The sequence below is a fragment of the Enterococcus sp. 7E2_DIV0204 genome (assembly GCF_002140855.1).
Classification (GTDB): Bacteria; Bacillota; Bacilli; order Lactobacillales; family Enterococcaceae; genus Enterococcus_L; species Enterococcus_L lemimoniae.
The window spans coordinates 246,141-263,645 of sequence record NZ_NGKY01000002.1; the positions used below are offsets into that span (position 1 = coordinate 246,141).

The following is a 17,505-nucleotide window of genomic DNA, read 5'->3' on the forward strand; positions in this document are numbered from 1 at the left end:
AGACTGGTGTAGAATTATTGATCCATATCGGTATCGATACAGTTCAGCTAAATGCAGAGGGCTATCAATACTTTGTCACAAAAGGGCAAAAAATCCAAACAGGTGATAAGTTAATTGAATTTGACTTAGAAAAAATTACAGAAAAAGGCTATAATATTATTACACCTGTTGTTGTAACAAATTCAACAGATTTTGGCGATATTATTACGTTGACTAAATCGTTGTCTGAACCAGGTGAACAAGTAATGAAGGTTATTCGTTAAAAGAAAACCTTTTATACTAATAAATTGGAGGATGATTTGAATGGGATTTAGAAAAGACTTTTTATGGGGCGGCGCAACCGCAGCGAATCAATGTGAAGGGGGCTATAACGAAGGTGGTCGCGGCTTAGCGAACGTAGATTTAGCACCAGTCGGACCAGATCGTTTTCCAGTGATCACTGGCGAGAAAAAAATGTTTCATTTTGATGAAGAACATTTTTATCCAGCACAAAATGCGATCGATATGTACCACCGTTATCAAGAAGATATTGCCTTGTTTGGCGAAATGGGCTTTAAAACCTATCGTTTATCGATTGCGTGGAGTCGTATTTTCCCATTAGGTGATGAAACAGAGCCAAATGAAGAAGGCTTGAAATTCTATGAAGATTTGTTCAAAGAATGCCGCAAACATAACATTGAGCCTCTTGTAACGATCACTCACTTTGATTGTCCAATGCATTTAGTGGAAAAATATGGCGCATGGCGCAGTCGTGAGTTGGTTGGCTTTTACGAGAACCTATGTAACGTGATTTTCAATCGTTATAAAGGCTTGGTTAAATATTGGTTGACATTCAATGAAATCAATATGATCTTACACGCACCTTTTATGGGCGCAGGTCTTTATTTTGAAGAAGGCGAAAACAAAGAACAAGTGAAATATCAAGCGGCACATCATGAATTATTAGCAAGTGCGATCGCAACAAAAATTGCGCATGAAGTTGATCCTGAAAACCAAGTCGGCTGTATGTTAGCGGCAGGAACCAACTATGCTTACACTTGTAAACCAGAAGACGTTTGGGCAGCTCGTAAAGCGGATCGCGAAAACTTCTTCTTTATCGATGTTCAGTCGCGTGGGGAATACCCTGCGTATGCGTTGAAAGAATTAGAACGTGAAGGCATCGAATTGCCAATTGAAGACGGTGATTTAGAATTATTGAAAGAACACACAGTAGACTTTATTTCATTCTCATACTACTCATCACGTGTTCAATCAACTGATCCAGCAGTTAACGAACAAACAGCCGGTAATATCTTTGCCTCAGTGAAGAATCCTTATTTAGAAGCAAGTGAATGGGGCTGGCAGATTGATCCGCTAGGCTTACGGACAACGATGAACGACTTGTATGACCGTTACCAAAAACCATTGTTTATCGTGGAAAACGGCTTAGGTGCGGTGGATACACCAGACGAAAATGGCAACGTGATTGATGATTACCGGATCGAATATCTAGCGGCGCACATCCAAGCAATGAAAGACGCAGTAGAACTTGATGGCGTCGATTTACTAGGCTATACAACGTGGGGCTGTATCGATTTAGTGTCAGCTGGAACAGGGGAAATGAAAAAACGTTATGGTTTTATCTATGTGGATCGTGACAACGAAGGCAATGGCACTTTGAAACGTTCGAAGAAAAAATCATTTGACTGGTATAAAAAAGTTATTGCGACTAATGGAGAAGATTTAACGAACGCATAAATAAGATAAAAGGACAAAAACGAGAAAAAAACTCGTTTTTGTCCTTTTTTTGTAACCTGTTACGTAAAATGGAACAAAATACAAGCTGCTGTTCTTCTCATCAAGAGTTTGGAAATCGCTTTAAAAAGAGAGTACTTCAAGGTATGCTTATCTCGCCAAAAGGAAAACTCGAGGATTCCGACAATAAAAATCAAAAATAGATTGGTGGAAGACATGATGAAAAAAAGAGACTTTGTCGATACAAATGATTTTACGAAAGCAGAAATCGATTTTATGATCCAATTGGCTTTAAAATAAAAAGAATCCATTAAAAATGGCTATTATCCTCCGCTCTTAAAAGATAAAACTCTTGGAATGATTTTTGAACAATCGTCAACTCGTACCAGAGTATCATTTGAAACCGCCATGACCCAGCTCGGCGGACATGCTCAATATTTAGCACCGGGTCAAATTCAATTAGGTGGGCATGAGTCTTTAGGAGATACAGCCAGAGTGTTATCTCGATTAGTTGATATTTTAATGGCTCGTGTTGAACGCCATCAAACAATCGTTGATTTAGCCAAAGACGCAACGATTCCAGTTATCAACGGCATGAGTGATTATAATCATCCAACACAAGAATTAGGCGACATTATTACCATGACAGAACATTTACCAGCAGGTAAAAAACTCAGTGATTGTAAAATTGTCTTTGTCGGTGATGCTACTCAAGTCTGTGTGTCTACAATGTTTATGGCAACAAAAATGGGGATGGATTTTGTTCAGTTCGGACCAAAAGGATTTCAAATCAAAGCAGAAACTCTTGCCATCGGCCAAAAGAATGCTGAACTTTCTGGCAGTAGTGTCTTAATCACAGAAAATGCTGAAGAAGCGATGAAAGATGCCGATTTTATTTATACAGATGTTTGGTACGGCTTATATGAAGCAGAACTATCAGAAGAAGAGCGGATGGCGACGTTCTATCCGAAATACCAAGTCAATAAATCATTGATCGATATGGCTGCACCTCACGTTAAATTTTTACATTGCTTACCTGCGACCAGAGGAGAAGAAGTCACCGATGAAGTCTTGGATGCTCCATACTCTGTTGTTTTAGATGAAGCTGAAAATCGCTTGACAGCCATGCGTTCATTATTAGTCTATTTCATGAATCCTTATTTAGATTATGCTAGTGCGGCTGTTGGTGAGCAGTATGATGCAGAATTTGAATTAATGTTAAGAAATGCTGTAGTTGCTAAGTGATTTTTAAAGAAATGATGAAATAGAAGCAGAGCCAATCGTCAATTGTTTGCTCCTTCTATTTCCATTTTCTTTAATGAAAGGTGCGTACAAAACATGAAAGAAAAAAAGAAATTTCGGTTGTTTGACGCAGTTCTAATGGCGGTTGTTGTCATCCTTGTTGTGGAATCTGCCGCTCCAGCCGCTGCTATTGGCTCCTCACAATTTTTCTGGTGGGGGATTTTACTTATTTTGTTCTTTTTACCATATGGTTTAATTTCAGCTGAACTAGGGACGACGTATACTGGAGATGGAGGAATTTATGATTGGGTAAAAATGGCCTTCGGTCGTCGCTGGGGTGCTCGAGTAGCTTGGTTTTATTGGATCAATTTCCCAATTTGGATGGCAAGTTTAGCTGTTTTATTTACAGAGGTCATGACTCAAATTTTCGGATTAGAACTGGGAACGCATGTTTTGATCTTGGGACAGTTAGTCTTTATTTGGGCCGTTACGTTTATTAGTTGTTTTCCAGTTAGTGATAGTAAATGGATCTTAAATCTAGCAGCATTTGCTAAAGTAGCCATCATGGTTTGTTTAGGTGTTTTAGGAATTTATCACGCTGTGACCAAAGGGATGGCAAACGATTTTTCTGGTAGAGCTTTACTGCCAAGTTTTGATTTGGAAAGTTTAAGTTTTATTTCAGTGATATTATTTAACTTTTTAGGGTTTGAAGTGGTCACAACACTTGCTAGTGATATGGAGAATCCTAAAAAACAAATTCCTCAAGCCATTATTTTCGGTGGTATTTTAATTGCCTTCTTCTATCTATTTGCTGCATTTGGGATGGGTGCGGCAGTTCCAGCAGATCAATTGTCGACGTCTGGTGGCTTGATCGATAGCTTTATCTTATTGGTTGGAGGAATCAATCCATTTGTCATCATTATTGGGTTGTTGTTTATGTATACGTTAGCTGCAAATCTGATTTCTTGGGCTTTAGGAGTCAACTACGTTGCTTTTTACGCTGCTAAAAACCACGATATGCCAAAAGTATTTGTAAAAGAAAATCCTAAAAATGAAATGCCGGTAGGCGCATCTATCGTCAATGGAATCGTGGCTTCAGTCTTAGTAATAGCTGCACCATTTATTCCAAATGAAAATATTTTTTGGGCCTTCTTCGCTTTAAATGTGGTGGCATTGCTAATTTCATATATTATGATGTTCCCTGCTTTCTTAAAATTACGTAAAATCGATCCTGATCAAGAACGACCGTTTAAAGTACCGGGAGGACCTACTCTACTAAAAATAATTGCCTATGTACCATTTATTTTATTAGTTATTACCTTATTTTTCTCAGTTGTACCATTATCCAGTACAGAATTTAGTGAGAAAATCCCGATTTTAATTGGAACAGTTGTTGCCACGATCATAGGTGAAATTTGTATTCGTCTAGGCGATAAAGAGTATGCAAAAAAACAAGTAGAAAAAAATCAAGATAAAAGGAGTGTCGAACATGAAAACAATTGATAGTTCACCAAAAAAAGATGGGTTTCGCATGCCAGGAGAATTTGAACCTCATCAAGGAGTTTATATTTTATGGCCAGAACGTCCAGATAACTGGCGAAATGGTGGTAAGCCAGCTCAAAAAACATTTGTAGCGATAGCCGTTGCAATCAGCGAATTTGAACCTGTGACAGTTGGTGTATCTGCTGAACAATATGATAATGCTCGTCATATGTTGCCTGAAAGTGTTCGTGTTGTTGAAATTGCTAACGATGATGCCTGGGTTCGAGATTGTGGCCCAACTTTTGTTAAAAATGATGAAGGTGAAATCCGTGGTGTGGATTGGACGTTTAATTCATGGGGTGGCTTAGTCGACGGTCTTTATTTCCCTTGGGACAAAGATGATCAAGTAGCACAAAAAATTTGTGAAGTAGAGTGGAAAGATCGTTATCGCTTAAATGATTTTGTCTTAGAAGGCGGCTCAATTCATGTGGATGGTGAAGGGACGTTAATCACGACGGAAGAGTGCTTACTTTCAGAAGGTCGAAATGCTCAACTTTCAAAAGAGCAAATCGAACAAGTCTTAAAAGAATATCTTTCATTAGAAAAGATTATTTGGCTAAAACGCGGTATTTATTTAGACGAAACGAATGGTCACGTAGATAATATCGTTAATTTTGTAAAACCAGGTGAAGTCGTTTTGGCTTGGACCGATGATCAAAATGATCCACAATATGAAATTTCCAAAGAGTGCTTAGCTATTTTAGAAAATGAAACAGATGCTAAAGGTCGTAAGCTGGTTATTCATAAATTATTTGTACCAAAACCTATTTTGATCACCGAAGAAGAAAGTTTCGGTGTCGATGCAGTAGCAGGTACATTACCGCGAGAAGAAGGGGACCGTTTAGCTGCCAGTTATGCAAATTACTATACAGCCAATGGCGGTATCGTTTTACCGTTGTTTGATGATCCGAATGATGAAAAAGCAATAAGTTTATTGCAAAAATTATATCCTGATAGAAAAGTTGTTGGTGTACCTGCAAGAGAAATTCTTTTAGGCGGTGGCAACATTCACTGTATTACCCAGCAAGTACCCAAATGAGGTGGAACCTATGACAAAACGTATTGTAGTAGCTTTAGGAGGAAATGCGATCCTGACAACTGATCCTAGTGCTAAAGGCCAACAAAAGGCTTTAGCACATACGGCGTATTATTTAGCTGATTTTATTGAGGCCGGACATGAATTGATTATCACGCATGGCAATGGTCCACAAGTTGGTAACTTATTATTGCAGCAGCAATTAGGAGCAACAAAGAAAAATCCAGCTATGCCAGTCGACACAGCTGTTGCTATGACTCAAGGCAGTATTGGCTATTGGTTAGAAAATGCATTAGTAGCTGAATTGAAAAAAAGAAATCTCTCTAAAAATACCGCCACGATCCTAACACAAGTCGTTGTTAGTGAAACTGATCCAGCGTTTCAAGCACCAAGTAAACCGATTAGTCCTTTTTTAAGTAAAGAAGAAATGGAAGCCGAAAAACAACAGACATCTGCCGTTTTTGTCCAGGATTCAGGTCGAGGTTTTCGTAAAGTAGTTCCTTCACCAAAGCCAATCGATATTGTTAAATATCCTGTGATCCAACAAATGGTAGAAAACGGGATTATTACGATTGCTGGAGGCGGAGGTGGTATTCCTGTAGTGATCAAAGAGGGGATTTATCAAGGAGTTGAAGCTGTCATCGATAAAGACTTTGCTTCTGAAAAAATTGCAGCTTTAGTCCATGCGGATATGTTGGTTATTTTAACAGGCGTAGATCATGTTAGTATCAATTTTAATCAACCAAACCAAGCGGATTTGACTAAAGTTAGTGTTGCTGAAATTGAAAAGTATATTGAAGACAATCAGTTTGCACCTGGCAGTATGTTACCTAAAGTTCAAGCGGCCATAACCTTTATTAAAGAAAATGCTAAAGGTAAAGCGGTGATTACCTCCTTAGAAAATATCAAAAATTTATTAGAAGAAGAAACCGGCACAATCATTACTGCTTAGTTTTAATAAAAAGAGTAGGGCAAAAACTAGTTTCTACTCTTTTTTTCTGATATATTAAAAATATATCGCTTACATACAGAAATAATAGAGAGTGACCGATAAAGTAAAGGAGTGCAGCTCGTATGAAATTAACAATTAGCAATCCTAAAGAGGATGTTTTTTTTGCACCAGGAGAATTTGATCCACATGAAGAAACATATCTGATTTGGCCGGAGCGAGCTGATAATTGGCGTAATGGTGGGAAACCTGCTCAAATAGCCTATGCGGCAGTAGCCGAAACAATTGCATTGTTTGAACCAGTCACTATGTTGGTTTCTGCTAAACAATACAAAAATGCCCGCCAATCCTTACCAGAAACAATTAGAGTGCTGGAAATGAGCAATAATGATGCTTGGATCAAAGATTATGGTCCAATTTATGTAACGAACGAAAAAGGGGAAGTTCGTGGAGTTGATTGGCGATTTAATGCTTGGGGCGGCTTATTAGATGGACTATATTTTCCTTGGGATCAAGATGATTTGATTGCTGAAAAATTGTGCGAGTTCAATCGCATCGATTATTATTCTTTGAAGGAATTTATTTTAGAGGGGTGTTCTATTCATTTAGATGGAGATGGAACATTGTATACAACTGAGGAAGTGTTACTTTCAGAAGGTAGAAATGGTAAACTCTCTAAAGAGGAAATCGAAACGATCTTAAAAAACTACTGTAATGTAGAAAAAATCATTTGGCTAAAACAAGGCTTCTTTTTAGATGAGACGAACGGTGATATCGATAATATGCTCAATGTGGTACGACCAGGTGAGCTTATTTTGACGTGGACAGAAGATCCAGAAGATCCTCAATATGAGATTTCTAAAGCTGCATATGAACAATTAAAAAATGAAACGGATGCTAAAGGTCGAAAACTGACTATTCACAAAATGTTGATGCCTGAACCCATGTATATTACAACCGAAGAAAGTCAGGGAGTAGACCCGGTCAATGGCATGTTGCCAAGATTTCCTGGAGATCGACTGACTGCTAGCTATGTTAGTTATTATACGGCGAATGGCGGTATTATCTATCCCTTATTTAATGATAAAAATGATCAGGCAGCTGGATCACTATTGGAAACATTATACCCAGACCGCAAAATTATCGGCGTTCCTGCTCGGGAAATTTTATTAGGCGGTGGAAATATTCATTGTATTGCACAAAGTATTCCTAAAATTAGGTAGGAGGGAAATAGATGGACTTTTTTGAAGTGGTAAACCCTCATGTTTCAGAGTTAACAAAAAATGAGCACCTATTATTTGACTATGTTGTGAAAAATTTGAATGAAATTAAAAATAAAAGTATTCGAGAAGTAGCTGATGATTGTTTTGTTTCAACAACGACTTTTTTGCGATTTGTTAGAAAAATTGGGTTTTCTGGTTATAGTGAATTTACAACTGTAATCAAATATACTCTTTTAAACCAGAAAAAAGAAGAGAAAGTCAGTCCCTTTGTTGTGTCGCAAAAAGATTATCGAGAAGAGTATTTAAAGAATATCAATGAATCAGTTCGCGTAATCGACAAAAATAGTTTGCTCAAAGTCGGCGAATTTTTGAAGAAAAAGCCGATTATTTATTTATTTGCTAAAGGCATGAATAAACAGCTCATGCAATACGTAAAGTATCTATTTGTCGCAGCTGGATTTTTAGTCGTATTTCCTGAAGATCAGTCGATGCGGGCGGTTGTGCAACGGCAGATCAAATCAGAGGATATGGTATTTATTTTAACGTATCAAGGAAAAGATGAAGAATGGATTCAGTTGATGCAATACTTAAAAAATGCGGCACATCCACTACTTGTTTCGATCACAGGAGCTGATAATAATGTGATTTAAAATATGAGCGACATTAATTTTTATGTATTTACAGATGAACTTTTTTTAAATAAGATGGAAATTACGTCACATATTTCAATGTTGGCGATCATGGAATTGATTTTATATCAATATTTGGATAATGCTGAAGAAGGGGAGTATCATTTAGTCTTTAAATAACTAGCTCTCATTTATATTTGTGAAATGATTATCAAAAATAACAGAAAAAAGTTGAGAGCGAATAAACGGCGAGAAAAAAAGCAGCTCCAAGAAATAAGCTGAAATTCACAAAAATTTGAAGAGCAATTTTCGTGAATTTCTTCTTATTTCTTGGAGCTAAACACTTTTATCTCGACCTCAACTTTTTGACTATAGTTTGCCATAATCATGTTGATGTTTTGGTGTATGCTTCAACAATGAATAGGCAGCCAGTGTGATCGCAGATAATGTTGCTCCTGTAACTAAAATTTTTTTCATAAACATCATTCCTTTCTATAAAAGCGTCTATCTATACTTAAGTGCAAAAACTGCACATACGTGGACGGTAGGATTCGAACCTACACCTCATCAGGTCGAGAATAAACATCCGTTAGTCCTCAAAGAGTTTTAACACCACGTTCATCCACAAAGTTATTGGTTGTTTACTATGATTAAACTATAACCTTAATAGATTAAATCAAACATAAAAAAGCTTGAAAAAAGTGTGAATTCATTTGAATTTGTTATGAAGAGTATGAATATCTTTGCGAATAAAAAAACAAACGACTTAGAAAGGAATGGGGCACTCTGTGCTATAATAAAAAGTAAATGACTAGAAAAGAGCGTGACAGGAATAATGTGGAAAACAACTGAAGAGAAAACAGCAGCCTACCAATTGCTAGTACAGCAACAAGCAGCAATCATTGAAATTGAGCATGATAAAATCGCTAATCTTGCAAATTCTTCTGCCTTGTTAGCTGATGCCTTACCTCATACTGTTTTTGCAGGTTACTATTTATTTGATGGGGAAGAATTAGTTTTGGGGCCATTTCAAGGAAAAGTTTCTTGTACACGAATCACAATGGGAAAAGGGGTTTGTGGGGAATCAGCTGCAAAGCGTGAAACGTTAATCGTTGAAGATGTTAAAAATCATAAAAACTATATCTCTTGTGATTCAGCTGCTCGTTCTGAGATTGTTGTGCCCATGGTTAAAGATGGGAAGCTCTTAGGCGTGTTAGATTTGGATAGTTCGATCACTCACGGCTATGATGAGCTGGATCAAACGTACCTGGAACAATTTGTTGAAGCCCTGTTAAATAATACTGATTTCTAGTTTAAGTTGAGCATTCTTTTCGCGTAATCTATTTTGCCATGAGATAATCATTAAAAATAGAGCGAGAGGATGATTAACATGTTAGAAGTGTACTTGAATTTTAAGAATGAGTCAAAGGCTGCGATCGCTTTTTATGAAACGGTGTTTGATGTGAAAAATGAAGGCATTATGACATTTGCAGATGCACCGGCGGATCCTGAACACCCAACGCCGGAAGCTTGGAAAGACTTGGTTATCAACTCTTCGATAACAATCGAGGGTGTACCTGTTATGATATCAGATGTGCCGGATGGCATGGGCTTGACGTACATTGAAGGCAATAATGTTTCTCTAGTGATCAACACAAATGATGAGGCAAAAATCGATCGAATTTTTAATCGTTTAGCAGAGGGTGGCAAAATTTCGATGCCACTTGGTGAAACATTTTGGGCTAAAAAATATGGTATGGTCGTTGATAAATTTGGGATCAATTGGATGCTTAATTACTCTGATGAGGCTTGATTTTAAAGTGTAACACAATATACTTAATGGAAGATCACCAAGTTAGCATAAGCTGCTGAGTCTATTGGTGGTCTTTTTCTGTTAGTAGCAAATACTCAAGATCATTGTTCCATTTCGGTTGATTTCTGCTATAATGATTGAGGAAATAGTGAGGAGTGAACGAGTTTGATTGGATACTTATATCTTTTTGTAGCTATAATAAGTGAGGTCATCGCCACAAATTTATTAAAAGCAACGGATGGTTTCAGTAAATTAGTTCCATCTGTAGAATGCTTGATTGCTTATGTGGTCTGTTTTTACAGTTTATCAAAAGCAATAAAATATATGCCATTAAATGTAGCATATGCATTATGGGGAGCAGTAGGCATCATCTTGATTACTGTTTTTTCTGTTGTCTATTGGAAAGAACAAATCAATACACCCACGATTATCGGACTTGGCTTTATCGTGATTGGAACGGTTTTAGTGAATGTTTTTGGAACAGGTCATTGATGTTTAGAGTCAACGTTATATCAGAAAAGCATGTTATCTTGTTCAGTTAAAAGGTTTAAGATGCAACGTTTGATCCTTTAAATGTTAAAAAAAATATGTTATACTAACAAAAGCGTATAGTATGCTATTTAATCTTAACGGGGACGTTACGGATTCGACAGGCATAGTTGAGCTTGAATCGCGTTTCGTAGGTTACGTCTACGTAAAAACGTTACAGTTAAATATAACTGCTAAAAACACAAACAATACTTTCGCTCTAGCTGCGTAAAAACAGCGGGTGAAGATCCTCTCGGCATCGCCCATGTGCTCGAGTAAGGGTCTCAAATTAAGTGGGATACGCTAAATTTTTCCGTCTGTAAAATTTAGAAGAGATCATCAGACTAGCGAGAGTTTGGGCCTGTTATGCGGCATAAGCTTCAGCGAAACCTTAAAATAGTATGACTATGAACGTAGAAGTTTAAGTGACAATGTGTTTGGACGCGGGTTCGACTCCCGCCGTCTCCATTCAATTTGTGGAGACAGACAGTAGAAACGTTGATGTACAACGTTTCTACTGTCTATTTTTTTGTTGAAGTACCTTTTAATAGTGTTAATCTAGAGGTCAACATAGTTAGCAAATAAGCTAGCTGTTTGATTTTTCTTTTTTTTAAACATGCGTATTTATGGTTCATATTAGTAAAAGTTAAGAGAATGCTGATGTGTGAACACAACTCTTTTTGCACTTATTTTACATTCTCATTTAGTCTAAATCATTGTTATCATAAATTTTTAGGAATTTGCATAGTCTCAAGTAAACTCGATATTTTTTAGAAAGAGTGTATAAGATATCAGCCTAATATTACAAAAATGACGAAAACTAAACCAACTTCAATAGGCGTAAAAATTCTTTTGAAGCACTTGAAAAGATTTGGCCTTTTTTCCAAACAATGCTGATATTTGCGGTTAATGGTGGTGAAAAGGGAATAAAGATTAGGGTTGTATTCGTCGTATTCACAATCCCATCAATACAAAGAACACTGGCAATGTTTTCCTTTGCCAACAGTGAGGCATTGTAAAGTAAGTTATATGTGCCAATAACATTCAAATGCTCTATATTTCCTCCAAACCATTCAGACAGCTGATTATCCACGAATGACTGATTTGAAATGAGTAAAGGCATACGTTGAATATCTTTTGGTTGAACTGTCTTTTTTTTAGCTAGAGGATGTGAGTTATTGACCAAAATCCCCCAAGAATCAATTAAAGGTAATCGAATATATTCGTATTTTTGTTTTTCAACGGGATCAATAACAAGTCCAAAATCTAAAAGTCCTTTATCAATTTTTTCTAATACATCATCGGCGTTTCCACTATAAAGGTGTATATTAATTTCTGGATAGTTATCTCTAAGCTCGTGCAGAATATGACTGAGAAACTCAAACGCTTGTGTTTCACCTCCACCAATTGTTATTTGCCCACTAATAACTTCATTTTTAGTAAGGTTCGTCATTGTTGAATCAACCAAAGATAGAATTTCTTTTCCTCTATTCATTAAATAGATACCATCTTCTGTTAAGGTGATAAATCGATTCCCTCTAGTAAATAATGTAACGCCTAGTTCTTCTTCAAGCTCTTTTAATTGTTTTGAAAGAGTTGGCTGAGACAGATGTAAGACTTCAGCAGCTTTACTAATTGTTTTTTCTCTTGCAACAGTTAAAAAGTAAGTTAACACACGAAGTTCCATTTGTTATTTCCTCCTATAGTTAAAAAGAATAGTTATATATGTTTTATTGGTATTAGTTAAGTATAACTGATTCTTGTATGATTGGGATAGTGAAAATATAATGAATGTCTAAGGAGGGAAATAAAATGTCAAACATAGGTTTACAACAGAGAATTGTAGGGAAAGAGATAGTAAAAGATTCACCCTTGTTTGAAGAAATCCATTTAATAAAGCAAAATAATGAGCGATTGATAATGTTATTGAATGCACAATACTATCCTAATGAAGAGGTATTACACTATTTAGAGAAAATTACAGGACAAATAATTGATTCATCAGTAAAAATTTCACAGCCTTTTTATAGTGATTTCGGTAAACATATTAAATTTGGAAAAGATATTTTTATTAATCAAAGTGTGATGTTTGTCGACTTGGGTGGGATAACGATTGAAGATCAAGTGTTGATTGGTCCAGGATCTAGATTAATTACAGTGAACCATTTGATGTCTCCTAAAAAAAGACGTGGAATTAAAGTGGAGCCGATTTGTATTAAGAAGAATGCGTGGCTTGGGGCAAATGTGACTGTTTTACCTGGAATTACAATTGGAGAAAATTCGATTGTTGCTGCGGATTCAACAGTAACAAAGGATGTTCCAGATAATGTAGTTGTAGTAGGAAGTCCAGCCAAAGTGGTTCGAGAGATTGAAGAAGAGGATGAAAGAACTGATAAGGATTAAAGGATTATAGATTGAGTTGCTAAATTGGTACAACTAAAATAAATCATATTTAAACAGCAGTGGGAGCCGCAGAATTCAAATTAAATCAGGCAGATGTTCTTTATTTTAGAAGAACTTTACATTCCGCATAAAGTAAAAGGGGACGTAAAAAACGCCATAAAAACGAATAAACGGCGGAAGCAGAAGCAATCCTTTAGGAAATAAGCTGAAATTGCTGTAAAACACAACGAATAATGAGTTGATGTTGCACAGTACCTACTTGGTTACAAAAAATGAATGAATTAGGAATAAAAAAAGATAACCATAAAGGCTATCTAAAATGGATTTCCTGTTGCATCAGTCATAGAGACATCACCTTGAGGCGTTACACGGAAAAATCCTAAAGTACCTGATCCACCTTGACTAGAAATACTTTTACTATACGCTTTGAACAAAAAGTCAGTATCGATCATTTGCCAGAAAATTAAGCTGGTATCTTCGTTATTTGTATCAGGATACGTCTCTAATATGTGTTGTAAAGCTTGTTCTTGTGACATATCAGGAATAGGAACACTACTTTTCGGCTCTTCGGATAGTGCAACGGTCTGTTCCTCAGAGGATACAGAACTTGAAATTATCTTAGTTTCTGAAGTTGATGTAGAGTCAGATGTTTTTAATATAGATGACGTAGTTGTGTTAGCAGCTGAGCTACTGTCCGAAACAAATTGTTCATTTTTTGAATTACAAGCAGTAAGCAATAGTAATGACGACAGTAATAAAGTAAAAGTTGTTTTGTTCATGATACTTACCTCCATAAAAATTATAACACGAGTACTACAAAATTGAAGGATTGATAGACGAATTAGTAGCTGAGTATCGAAGTATTGATGATAAATAGGTACCAAACCCTAATATGAATTACCATTATCTGAAACTATTTACTTGCTTCTTTTACAGCAACTTTAGCCAATAACTTGTTTATCTGTAGCGTTTTCTATGCTACAATTCACTATAAAATGAGGGGGCAGGTATCTATGGAAATAACCGCTTATGTTGCAAGTGCATTTAGTAAGGATCAAAAAGGTGGCAATAAAGCTGGTGTCGTATTGTTTGAAGATACATTAACTACCATTCAAAAGATGACAATAGCTAAACAACTAGGCTATGCAGAAACTGCATTTATATCAGAATCTGTTATTGCTGATTACAAATTTGAATATTATACACCAAAAGAAGAAGTTGATTTATGTGGTCATGCCACAATAGGTTCTTTCGTGATACTAATGCATTTGAATAAACTTTCCAAGAATTACTATACAATTGAAACCAATAGCGGTGTTCTTAGCATCACCATAAAAGATGACGTCATTTTCATGGAACAAAAAAAACCGACATTTTATGATATCCTATCTCCAAACGAGTTAAGCGACTGTTTTGACATTCAAGTGATAGACAAGGAATTCCCGATTCAAATTGTCTCTACGGGTTTAAAAGATATTTTAGTTCCTATAAAAAATGAAGCACAATTACAGGCACTGGACCCTGATTATAAAAAAATTAAAGAAATAAGCAAGCACTATAATGTTATCGGAGCACATTTATATACTTTTAATGACGATCGAATTATATGTAGAAATTTTGTACCACTATACGATATTGATGAAGAAGCCGCAACTGGAACTTCAAATGGTGCATTAGCTTGCTTCCTTTACAAACAGAGTAATTTACAAAAAGAAAGTTATGTATTCGAGCAAGGTTATTCTTTACACTCGCCTTCTGAAATAGTAGTAAAATTAACAGCCAACAGTGAGAATAAAATAGGAAAAGTTTATGTTGGTGGCAAAGGTTATTATTGTGAAACAAAGTGTTTAACTATCTAAAATAGTGAGTTAAATAAAAAATGTCGAATAAAAAGGTTGATAAGATAGTTTCTTAACCTAAAAAGTGTAAACAACGTCCGAGCATTTAGGAAGTTGTCTACACTTTTTTGCATAAGCTAAACGTGGCATGAAATTAATTTATTTGTTGTGATTATATAGTGAATTAACGCTATTATTTAGAGGTTATTGATCTGCTATTTTTTCTAATTCTATTATATAAAATCATGGTTCCCGCTATCAAAAGGGAGCAAATAACTGAAATTTTCTGGATCATAGTTTTTTTATACGAGATATTGATCGAATGAAAACCGGGACCAAGCTTAACCGTAACTAAACCATTTTTGTTATAATAGTCAACTGCTGTTTGATTCACTTTTACCTCATATCCTTTATAATAAAATTTTGGTAATTGGACCTCTTGATCTCCCTCGATCCGTACAGCATAACTACTATGATTGTAGTCGTTTTTTAGTTGACTAGGAGAAGCAGTATAGGGTACACCATCGATGATCAGACCAGGAGTAGCAAAATATTTTTTATAGTCAGTATCTTTTACTAAGTATTCTTTACCATGTCCAATTTCTGATTCATAAAAATTAGCAAAATTTTCATTTGTCACGGTTATGTTATTTTGAGCAGTACTTTGTATCAAGTTATTGACATTAAATCCTATAGCTAGAAAGCTGGAAATGGCGATCAAAATTAGACTATTTTTAGTGGATACTAAATGAAATTGTTCGATCAAACTAACAGCAAGCAAACTAGCAAAAAATGAAGCAAATAGTAATAATCTCCAGGGAAACTGGATAGTCGCTAGAGGCGACAGTTTAAAAAGACCCCAAGGGAAAAGATTTGTCGCTAGAACCATCATTAAGATGGTAACCAATGTCAGGTACTTATTGATAGTTGTTAATTTTCGATAATAAATTCCAGCAATCAGTACAACAACCAAGAGAAGCAGACCGATGTTTGGTTTCAAATCAGTAAAGGGAGCACTTATATTGGCAAGACTATTTTCAATTAGATTGGCCAAACTAAAATTCAAACCACTGGGCCATAACGTTGTTTTATTGAAATTAAAGGTTAAGTGATTGGTTTGCTCTAAATATGGAAACAAAAACCATGCGGACAAACCAACGGTTAACAGACCAGCTTGGATTAAGTTTGTGATTTGAGTTTTTTTACATTTCTTCCAATTCATTAAAATAAAAACAAGTAGAAAAACAAAAGAATAGAATGCGGTGATCAAGTGGCTGGCAATCAATAAACTCATGCCAACGGCCAATAACTGCCAACGCTGCTTAGCGGTATAAAAAATTGAGTATATGCCAAGAACAAATAAAGGAAGAAAAGCAAACGCCAATGATTCTCCAAGTGCAGCTCGAACAGATTGATCGATTAAACGATAACTAGAAAGCGTGTAAAAACAAGAAAATAATAGTGCTAGTTTTTCTGATTTTTTTATCGAAAAAAGAAAATAGTAAGCAGTCCCAGCAGTAACAAAACTGATTAGGAGTTGATATAAGTAATAGGAAGGAACAAAAGCGAGTCCTATGATCCTAAAAAGTGCAAATGGTAATAATAAGATAGAAGGATAAAATAGGTCAGCCGCATAACCAAAATTGAGTCCCATAGCAGGAAAAACTCGTGGGAAAAAGTCTAAATGTTTAATCGCTTGAGTATAATTTTCTAATCTTGTGCGATGAAACAAAAGATCATCCTGACTGAAAATATAATGGTTGAAAAAATAAGGAAAAATAGAGAGGATGCTGATCCAGAATAAAAGTATTAAAATGATAGCTCTTTTTTTATAGATTACATTCAAATAAATACGCCTTCTTTGTGTAATTTTTCTTTATTCTAACAGAAAAAGAAGGAATTATATAAAAATATCATTTATAGCAAAAGAGGAGGGGGGATTTAATTTATAACTAAAGACGGATTAGAAAATCAGGGAGACGGTTTTTCAGAGGAAAAAGTAGGACGTAAGTAGACGCTATTAATGCCCAAAATGATGATAGTAATTTATGGAAAAATCTTTCACTAAATCAGTATAATATAGAACTTCTTTTTTCATGGATCGAGCAAATTCAATTTCATATTTTGTGCTAGTACCTATGTAATTATTGACATTGATAACGACTATTGCATCTGATAATTTTATTTTTTCAATATGCATACGACCAAGGATCGCCAATTCTTCTTCAGTGAAAGTAGCCGTCTCCTCGTTTGCTGGAAAAATTGGAAGTAACACAGCATTTCCAGCCAATTCCAGTTGCATACCAATTTTCATCATTTCATCTTTAAATTTTAAACTACCACAAACGGTCATTACTTTCATTTTCAAATCGATCCTTTCTTGAAGAGAATTGTAGTATTTACTAAATTAATTTTTCAATATGTTGCTTTAGCAAAGATGACTATTCAGCCAAACTAAAAAAATATTCTATGTACGGTGTGAGAACTGTGCACTTTTATGTTCTAAATTTTTGTTCGATTTCAAAATATGAGAAATATTTTGAAAAATAAACGCATAATTCTACTTAT

Annotated in this window: 15 protein-coding genes, 1 other RNA gene and 2 pseudogenes; 14 read left to right on the forward strand and 4 right to left on the reverse strand. The window is 35.6% G+C overall.

The genetic code is table 11. The annotated features are described in order from the left end of the window. The 12 genes and pseudogenes from A5819_RS19360 to ssrA form a co-directional block, all read left to right on the forward strand. Positions 1-263: PTS glucose transporter subunit IIA (locus A5819_RS19360; protein ID WP_176271483.1), on the forward strand; the 263-nt coding region annotated here is incomplete at its 5' end. Between the two features lie 40 nt (positions 264-303). Further along, positions 304-1,737 carry a 6-phospho-beta-glucosidase gene (locus A5819_RS16625; RefSeq protein WP_086281928.1) on the forward strand — a complete coding sequence of 478 codons (1,434 nt, stop codon included), beginning with the start codon at positions 304-306 and terminating at the stop codon, positions 1,735-1,737. A gap of 216 nt (positions 1,738-1,953) precedes the next feature. Beyond that, positions 1,954-2,979 (forward strand): annotated as a pseudogene (gene ptcA / locus A5819_RS16630) (putrescine carbamoyltransferase). Between the two features lie 93 nt (positions 2,980-3,072). After that, positions 3,073-4,479, forward strand: a complete 1,407-nt coding sequence (locus A5819_RS16635) for an APC family permease (RefSeq protein ID WP_086281927.1) — start codon at positions 3,073-3,075, stop codon at positions 4,477-4,479. Continuing rightward, positions 4,466-5,557 carry an agmatine deiminase gene (gene aguA / locus A5819_RS16640; protein ID WP_086281926.1) on the forward strand — a complete coding sequence of 364 codons (1,092 nt, stop codon included), beginning with the start codon at positions 4,466-4,468 and terminating at the stop codon, positions 5,555-5,557. The genes A5819_RS16635 and aguA (A5819_RS16640) overlap by 14 nt, the downstream gene beginning before the upstream one ends. Positions 5,558-5,567: 10 nt before the next feature. Further along, the gene (gene arcC / locus A5819_RS16645) at positions 5,568-6,506 is read left to right on the forward strand and encodes a carbamate kinase (protein WP_086281925.1); all 939 of its coding nucleotides are present in this window, start codon (positions 5,568-5,570) and stop codon (positions 6,504-6,506) included. A gap of 122 nt (positions 6,507-6,628) precedes the next feature. Then, positions 6,629-7,726 (forward strand): agmatine deiminase, encoded by a 1,098-nt coding sequence (gene aguA / locus A5819_RS16650; protein ID WP_086281924.1) that lies wholly within the window; start codon positions 6,629-6,631, stop codon positions 7,724-7,726. Positions 7,727-7,737: 11 nt separating this feature from the next. Then, positions 7,738-8,535: pseudogene (locus A5819_RS16655) on the forward strand (MurR/RpiR family transcriptional regulator). A gap of 655 nt (positions 8,536-9,190) precedes the next feature. Continuing rightward, positions 9,191-9,667 (forward strand): GAF domain-containing protein, encoded by a 477-nt coding sequence (locus A5819_RS16660; protein WP_086281923.1) that lies wholly within the window; start codon positions 9,191-9,193, stop codon positions 9,665-9,667. 69 nt (positions 9,668-9,736) lie between these two features. Then, on the forward strand, positions 9,737-10,168 hold the full coding sequence (locus tag A5819_RS16665) for a VOC family protein (RefSeq protein WP_176271484.1): 432 nt from the start codon (positions 9,737-9,739) through the stop codon (positions 10,166-10,168). 168 nt (positions 10,169-10,336) lie between these two features. Continuing rightward, positions 10,337-10,660 carry a multidrug efflux SMR transporter gene (locus A5819_RS16670; protein WP_086281939.1) on the forward strand — a complete coding sequence of 108 codons (324 nt, stop codon included), beginning with the start codon at positions 10,337-10,339 and terminating at the stop codon, positions 10,658-10,660. 139 nt (positions 10,661-10,799) lie between these two features. Continuing rightward, positions 10,800-11,167: a transfer-messenger RNA gene (ssrA, locus tag A5819_RS16675) on the forward strand. A gap of 349 nt (positions 11,168-11,516) precedes the next feature. Here the strand turns inward: ssrA and A5819_RS16680 are convergent. Next, positions 11,517-12,383 carry a LysR family transcriptional regulator gene (locus A5819_RS16680; protein WP_086281921.1) on the reverse strand — a complete coding sequence of 289 codons (867 nt, stop codon included), beginning with the start codon at positions 12,381-12,383 and terminating at the stop codon, positions 11,517-11,519. A 125-nt stretch (positions 12,384-12,508) separates the two neighbouring features. On the opposite strand from A5819_RS16680, the gene A5819_RS16685 reads away from it, so the two are divergent. After that, positions 12,509-13,099 (forward strand): DapH/DapD/GlmU-related protein, encoded by a 591-nt coding sequence (locus A5819_RS16685; protein ID WP_086281920.1) that lies wholly within the window; start codon positions 12,509-12,511, stop codon positions 13,097-13,099. A 314-nt stretch (positions 13,100-13,413) separates the two neighbouring features. On the opposite strand, the gene A5819_RS16690 is transcribed toward A5819_RS16685, so the two are convergent. Continuing rightward, a complete protein-coding gene (locus A5819_RS16690; RefSeq protein WP_086281919.1) occupies positions 13,414-13,878 on the reverse strand; it encodes a hypothetical protein in 465 nt (154 codons plus the stop codon). A 234-nt stretch (positions 13,879-14,112) separates the two neighbouring features. Between A5819_RS16690 and A5819_RS16695 the strand changes: the two genes are divergently transcribed. Beyond that, entirely contained in the window at positions 14,113-14,958 is an 846-nt protein-coding gene (locus tag A5819_RS16695; RefSeq protein WP_086281918.1) for a PhzF family phenazine biosynthesis protein, read from the forward strand. Between the two features lie 172 nt (positions 14,959-15,130). On the opposite strand, the gene A5819_RS16700 is transcribed toward A5819_RS16695, so the two are convergent. Together A5819_RS16700 and A5819_RS16705 are read right to left on the reverse strand one after the other, a co-directional pair. Further along, entirely contained in the window at positions 15,131-16,669 is a 1,539-nt protein-coding gene (locus A5819_RS16700) for a YfhO family protein (protein WP_254907328.1), read from the reverse strand. A 288-nt stretch (positions 16,670-16,957) separates the two neighbouring features. After that, positions 16,958-17,299, reverse strand: a complete 342-nt coding sequence (locus tag A5819_RS16705) for a hypothetical protein (RefSeq protein WP_086353071.1) — start codon at positions 17,297-17,299, stop codon at positions 16,958-16,960. Positions 17,300-17,505: the final 206 nt, after the last annotated feature.

Excerpts from the sequence above, each read along its gene's own strand:
- arcC (WP_086281925.1), top strand. The coding sequence starts at position 5,568 with ATGACAAAACGTATTGTAGTAGCTTTAGGAGGAAATGCGATCCTGACA.
- aguA (WP_086281924.1), top strand. The coding sequence starts at position 6,629 with ATGAAATTAACAATTAGCAATCCTAAAGAGGATGTTTTTTTTGCACCA.
- A5819_RS16625 (WP_086281928.1), top strand. The coding sequence starts at position 304 with ATGGGATTTAGAAAAGACTTTTTATGGGGCGGCGCAACCGCAGCGAAT.
- A5819_RS16680 (WP_086281921.1), bottom strand. The coding sequence starts at position 12,383 with ATGGAACTTCGTGTGTTAACTTACTTTTTAACTGTTGCAAGAGAAAAA.
- A5819_RS16635 (WP_086281927.1), top strand. The coding sequence starts at position 3,073 with ATGAAAGAAAAAAAGAAATTTCGGTTGTTTGACGCAGTTCTAATGGCG.
- A5819_RS16705 (WP_086353071.1), bottom strand. The coding sequence starts at position 17,299 with ATGAAAGTAATGACCGTTTGTGGTAGTTTAAAATTTAAAGATGAAATG.
- A5819_RS16685 (WP_086281920.1), top strand. The coding sequence starts at position 12,509 with ATGTCAAACATAGGTTTACAACAGAGAATTGTAGGGAAAGAGATAGTA.
- A5819_RS16660 (WP_086281923.1), top strand. The coding sequence starts at position 9,191 with ATGTGGAAAACAACTGAAGAGAAAACAGCAGCCTACCAATTGCTAGTA.
- A5819_RS16695 (WP_086281918.1), top strand. The coding sequence starts at position 14,113 with ATGGAAATAACCGCTTATGTTGCAAGTGCATTTAGTAAGGATCAAAAA.
- A5819_RS16690 (WP_086281919.1), bottom strand. The coding sequence starts at position 13,878 with ATGAACAAAACAACTTTTACTTTATTACTGTCGTCATTACTATTGCTT.
- aguA (WP_086281926.1), top strand. The coding sequence starts at position 4,466 with ATGAAAACAATTGATAGTTCACCAAAAAAAGATGGGTTTCGCATGCCA.
- A5819_RS16665 (WP_176271484.1), top strand. The coding sequence starts at position 9,737 with ATGATTAACATGTTAGAAGTGTACTTGAATTTTAAGAATGAGTCAAAG.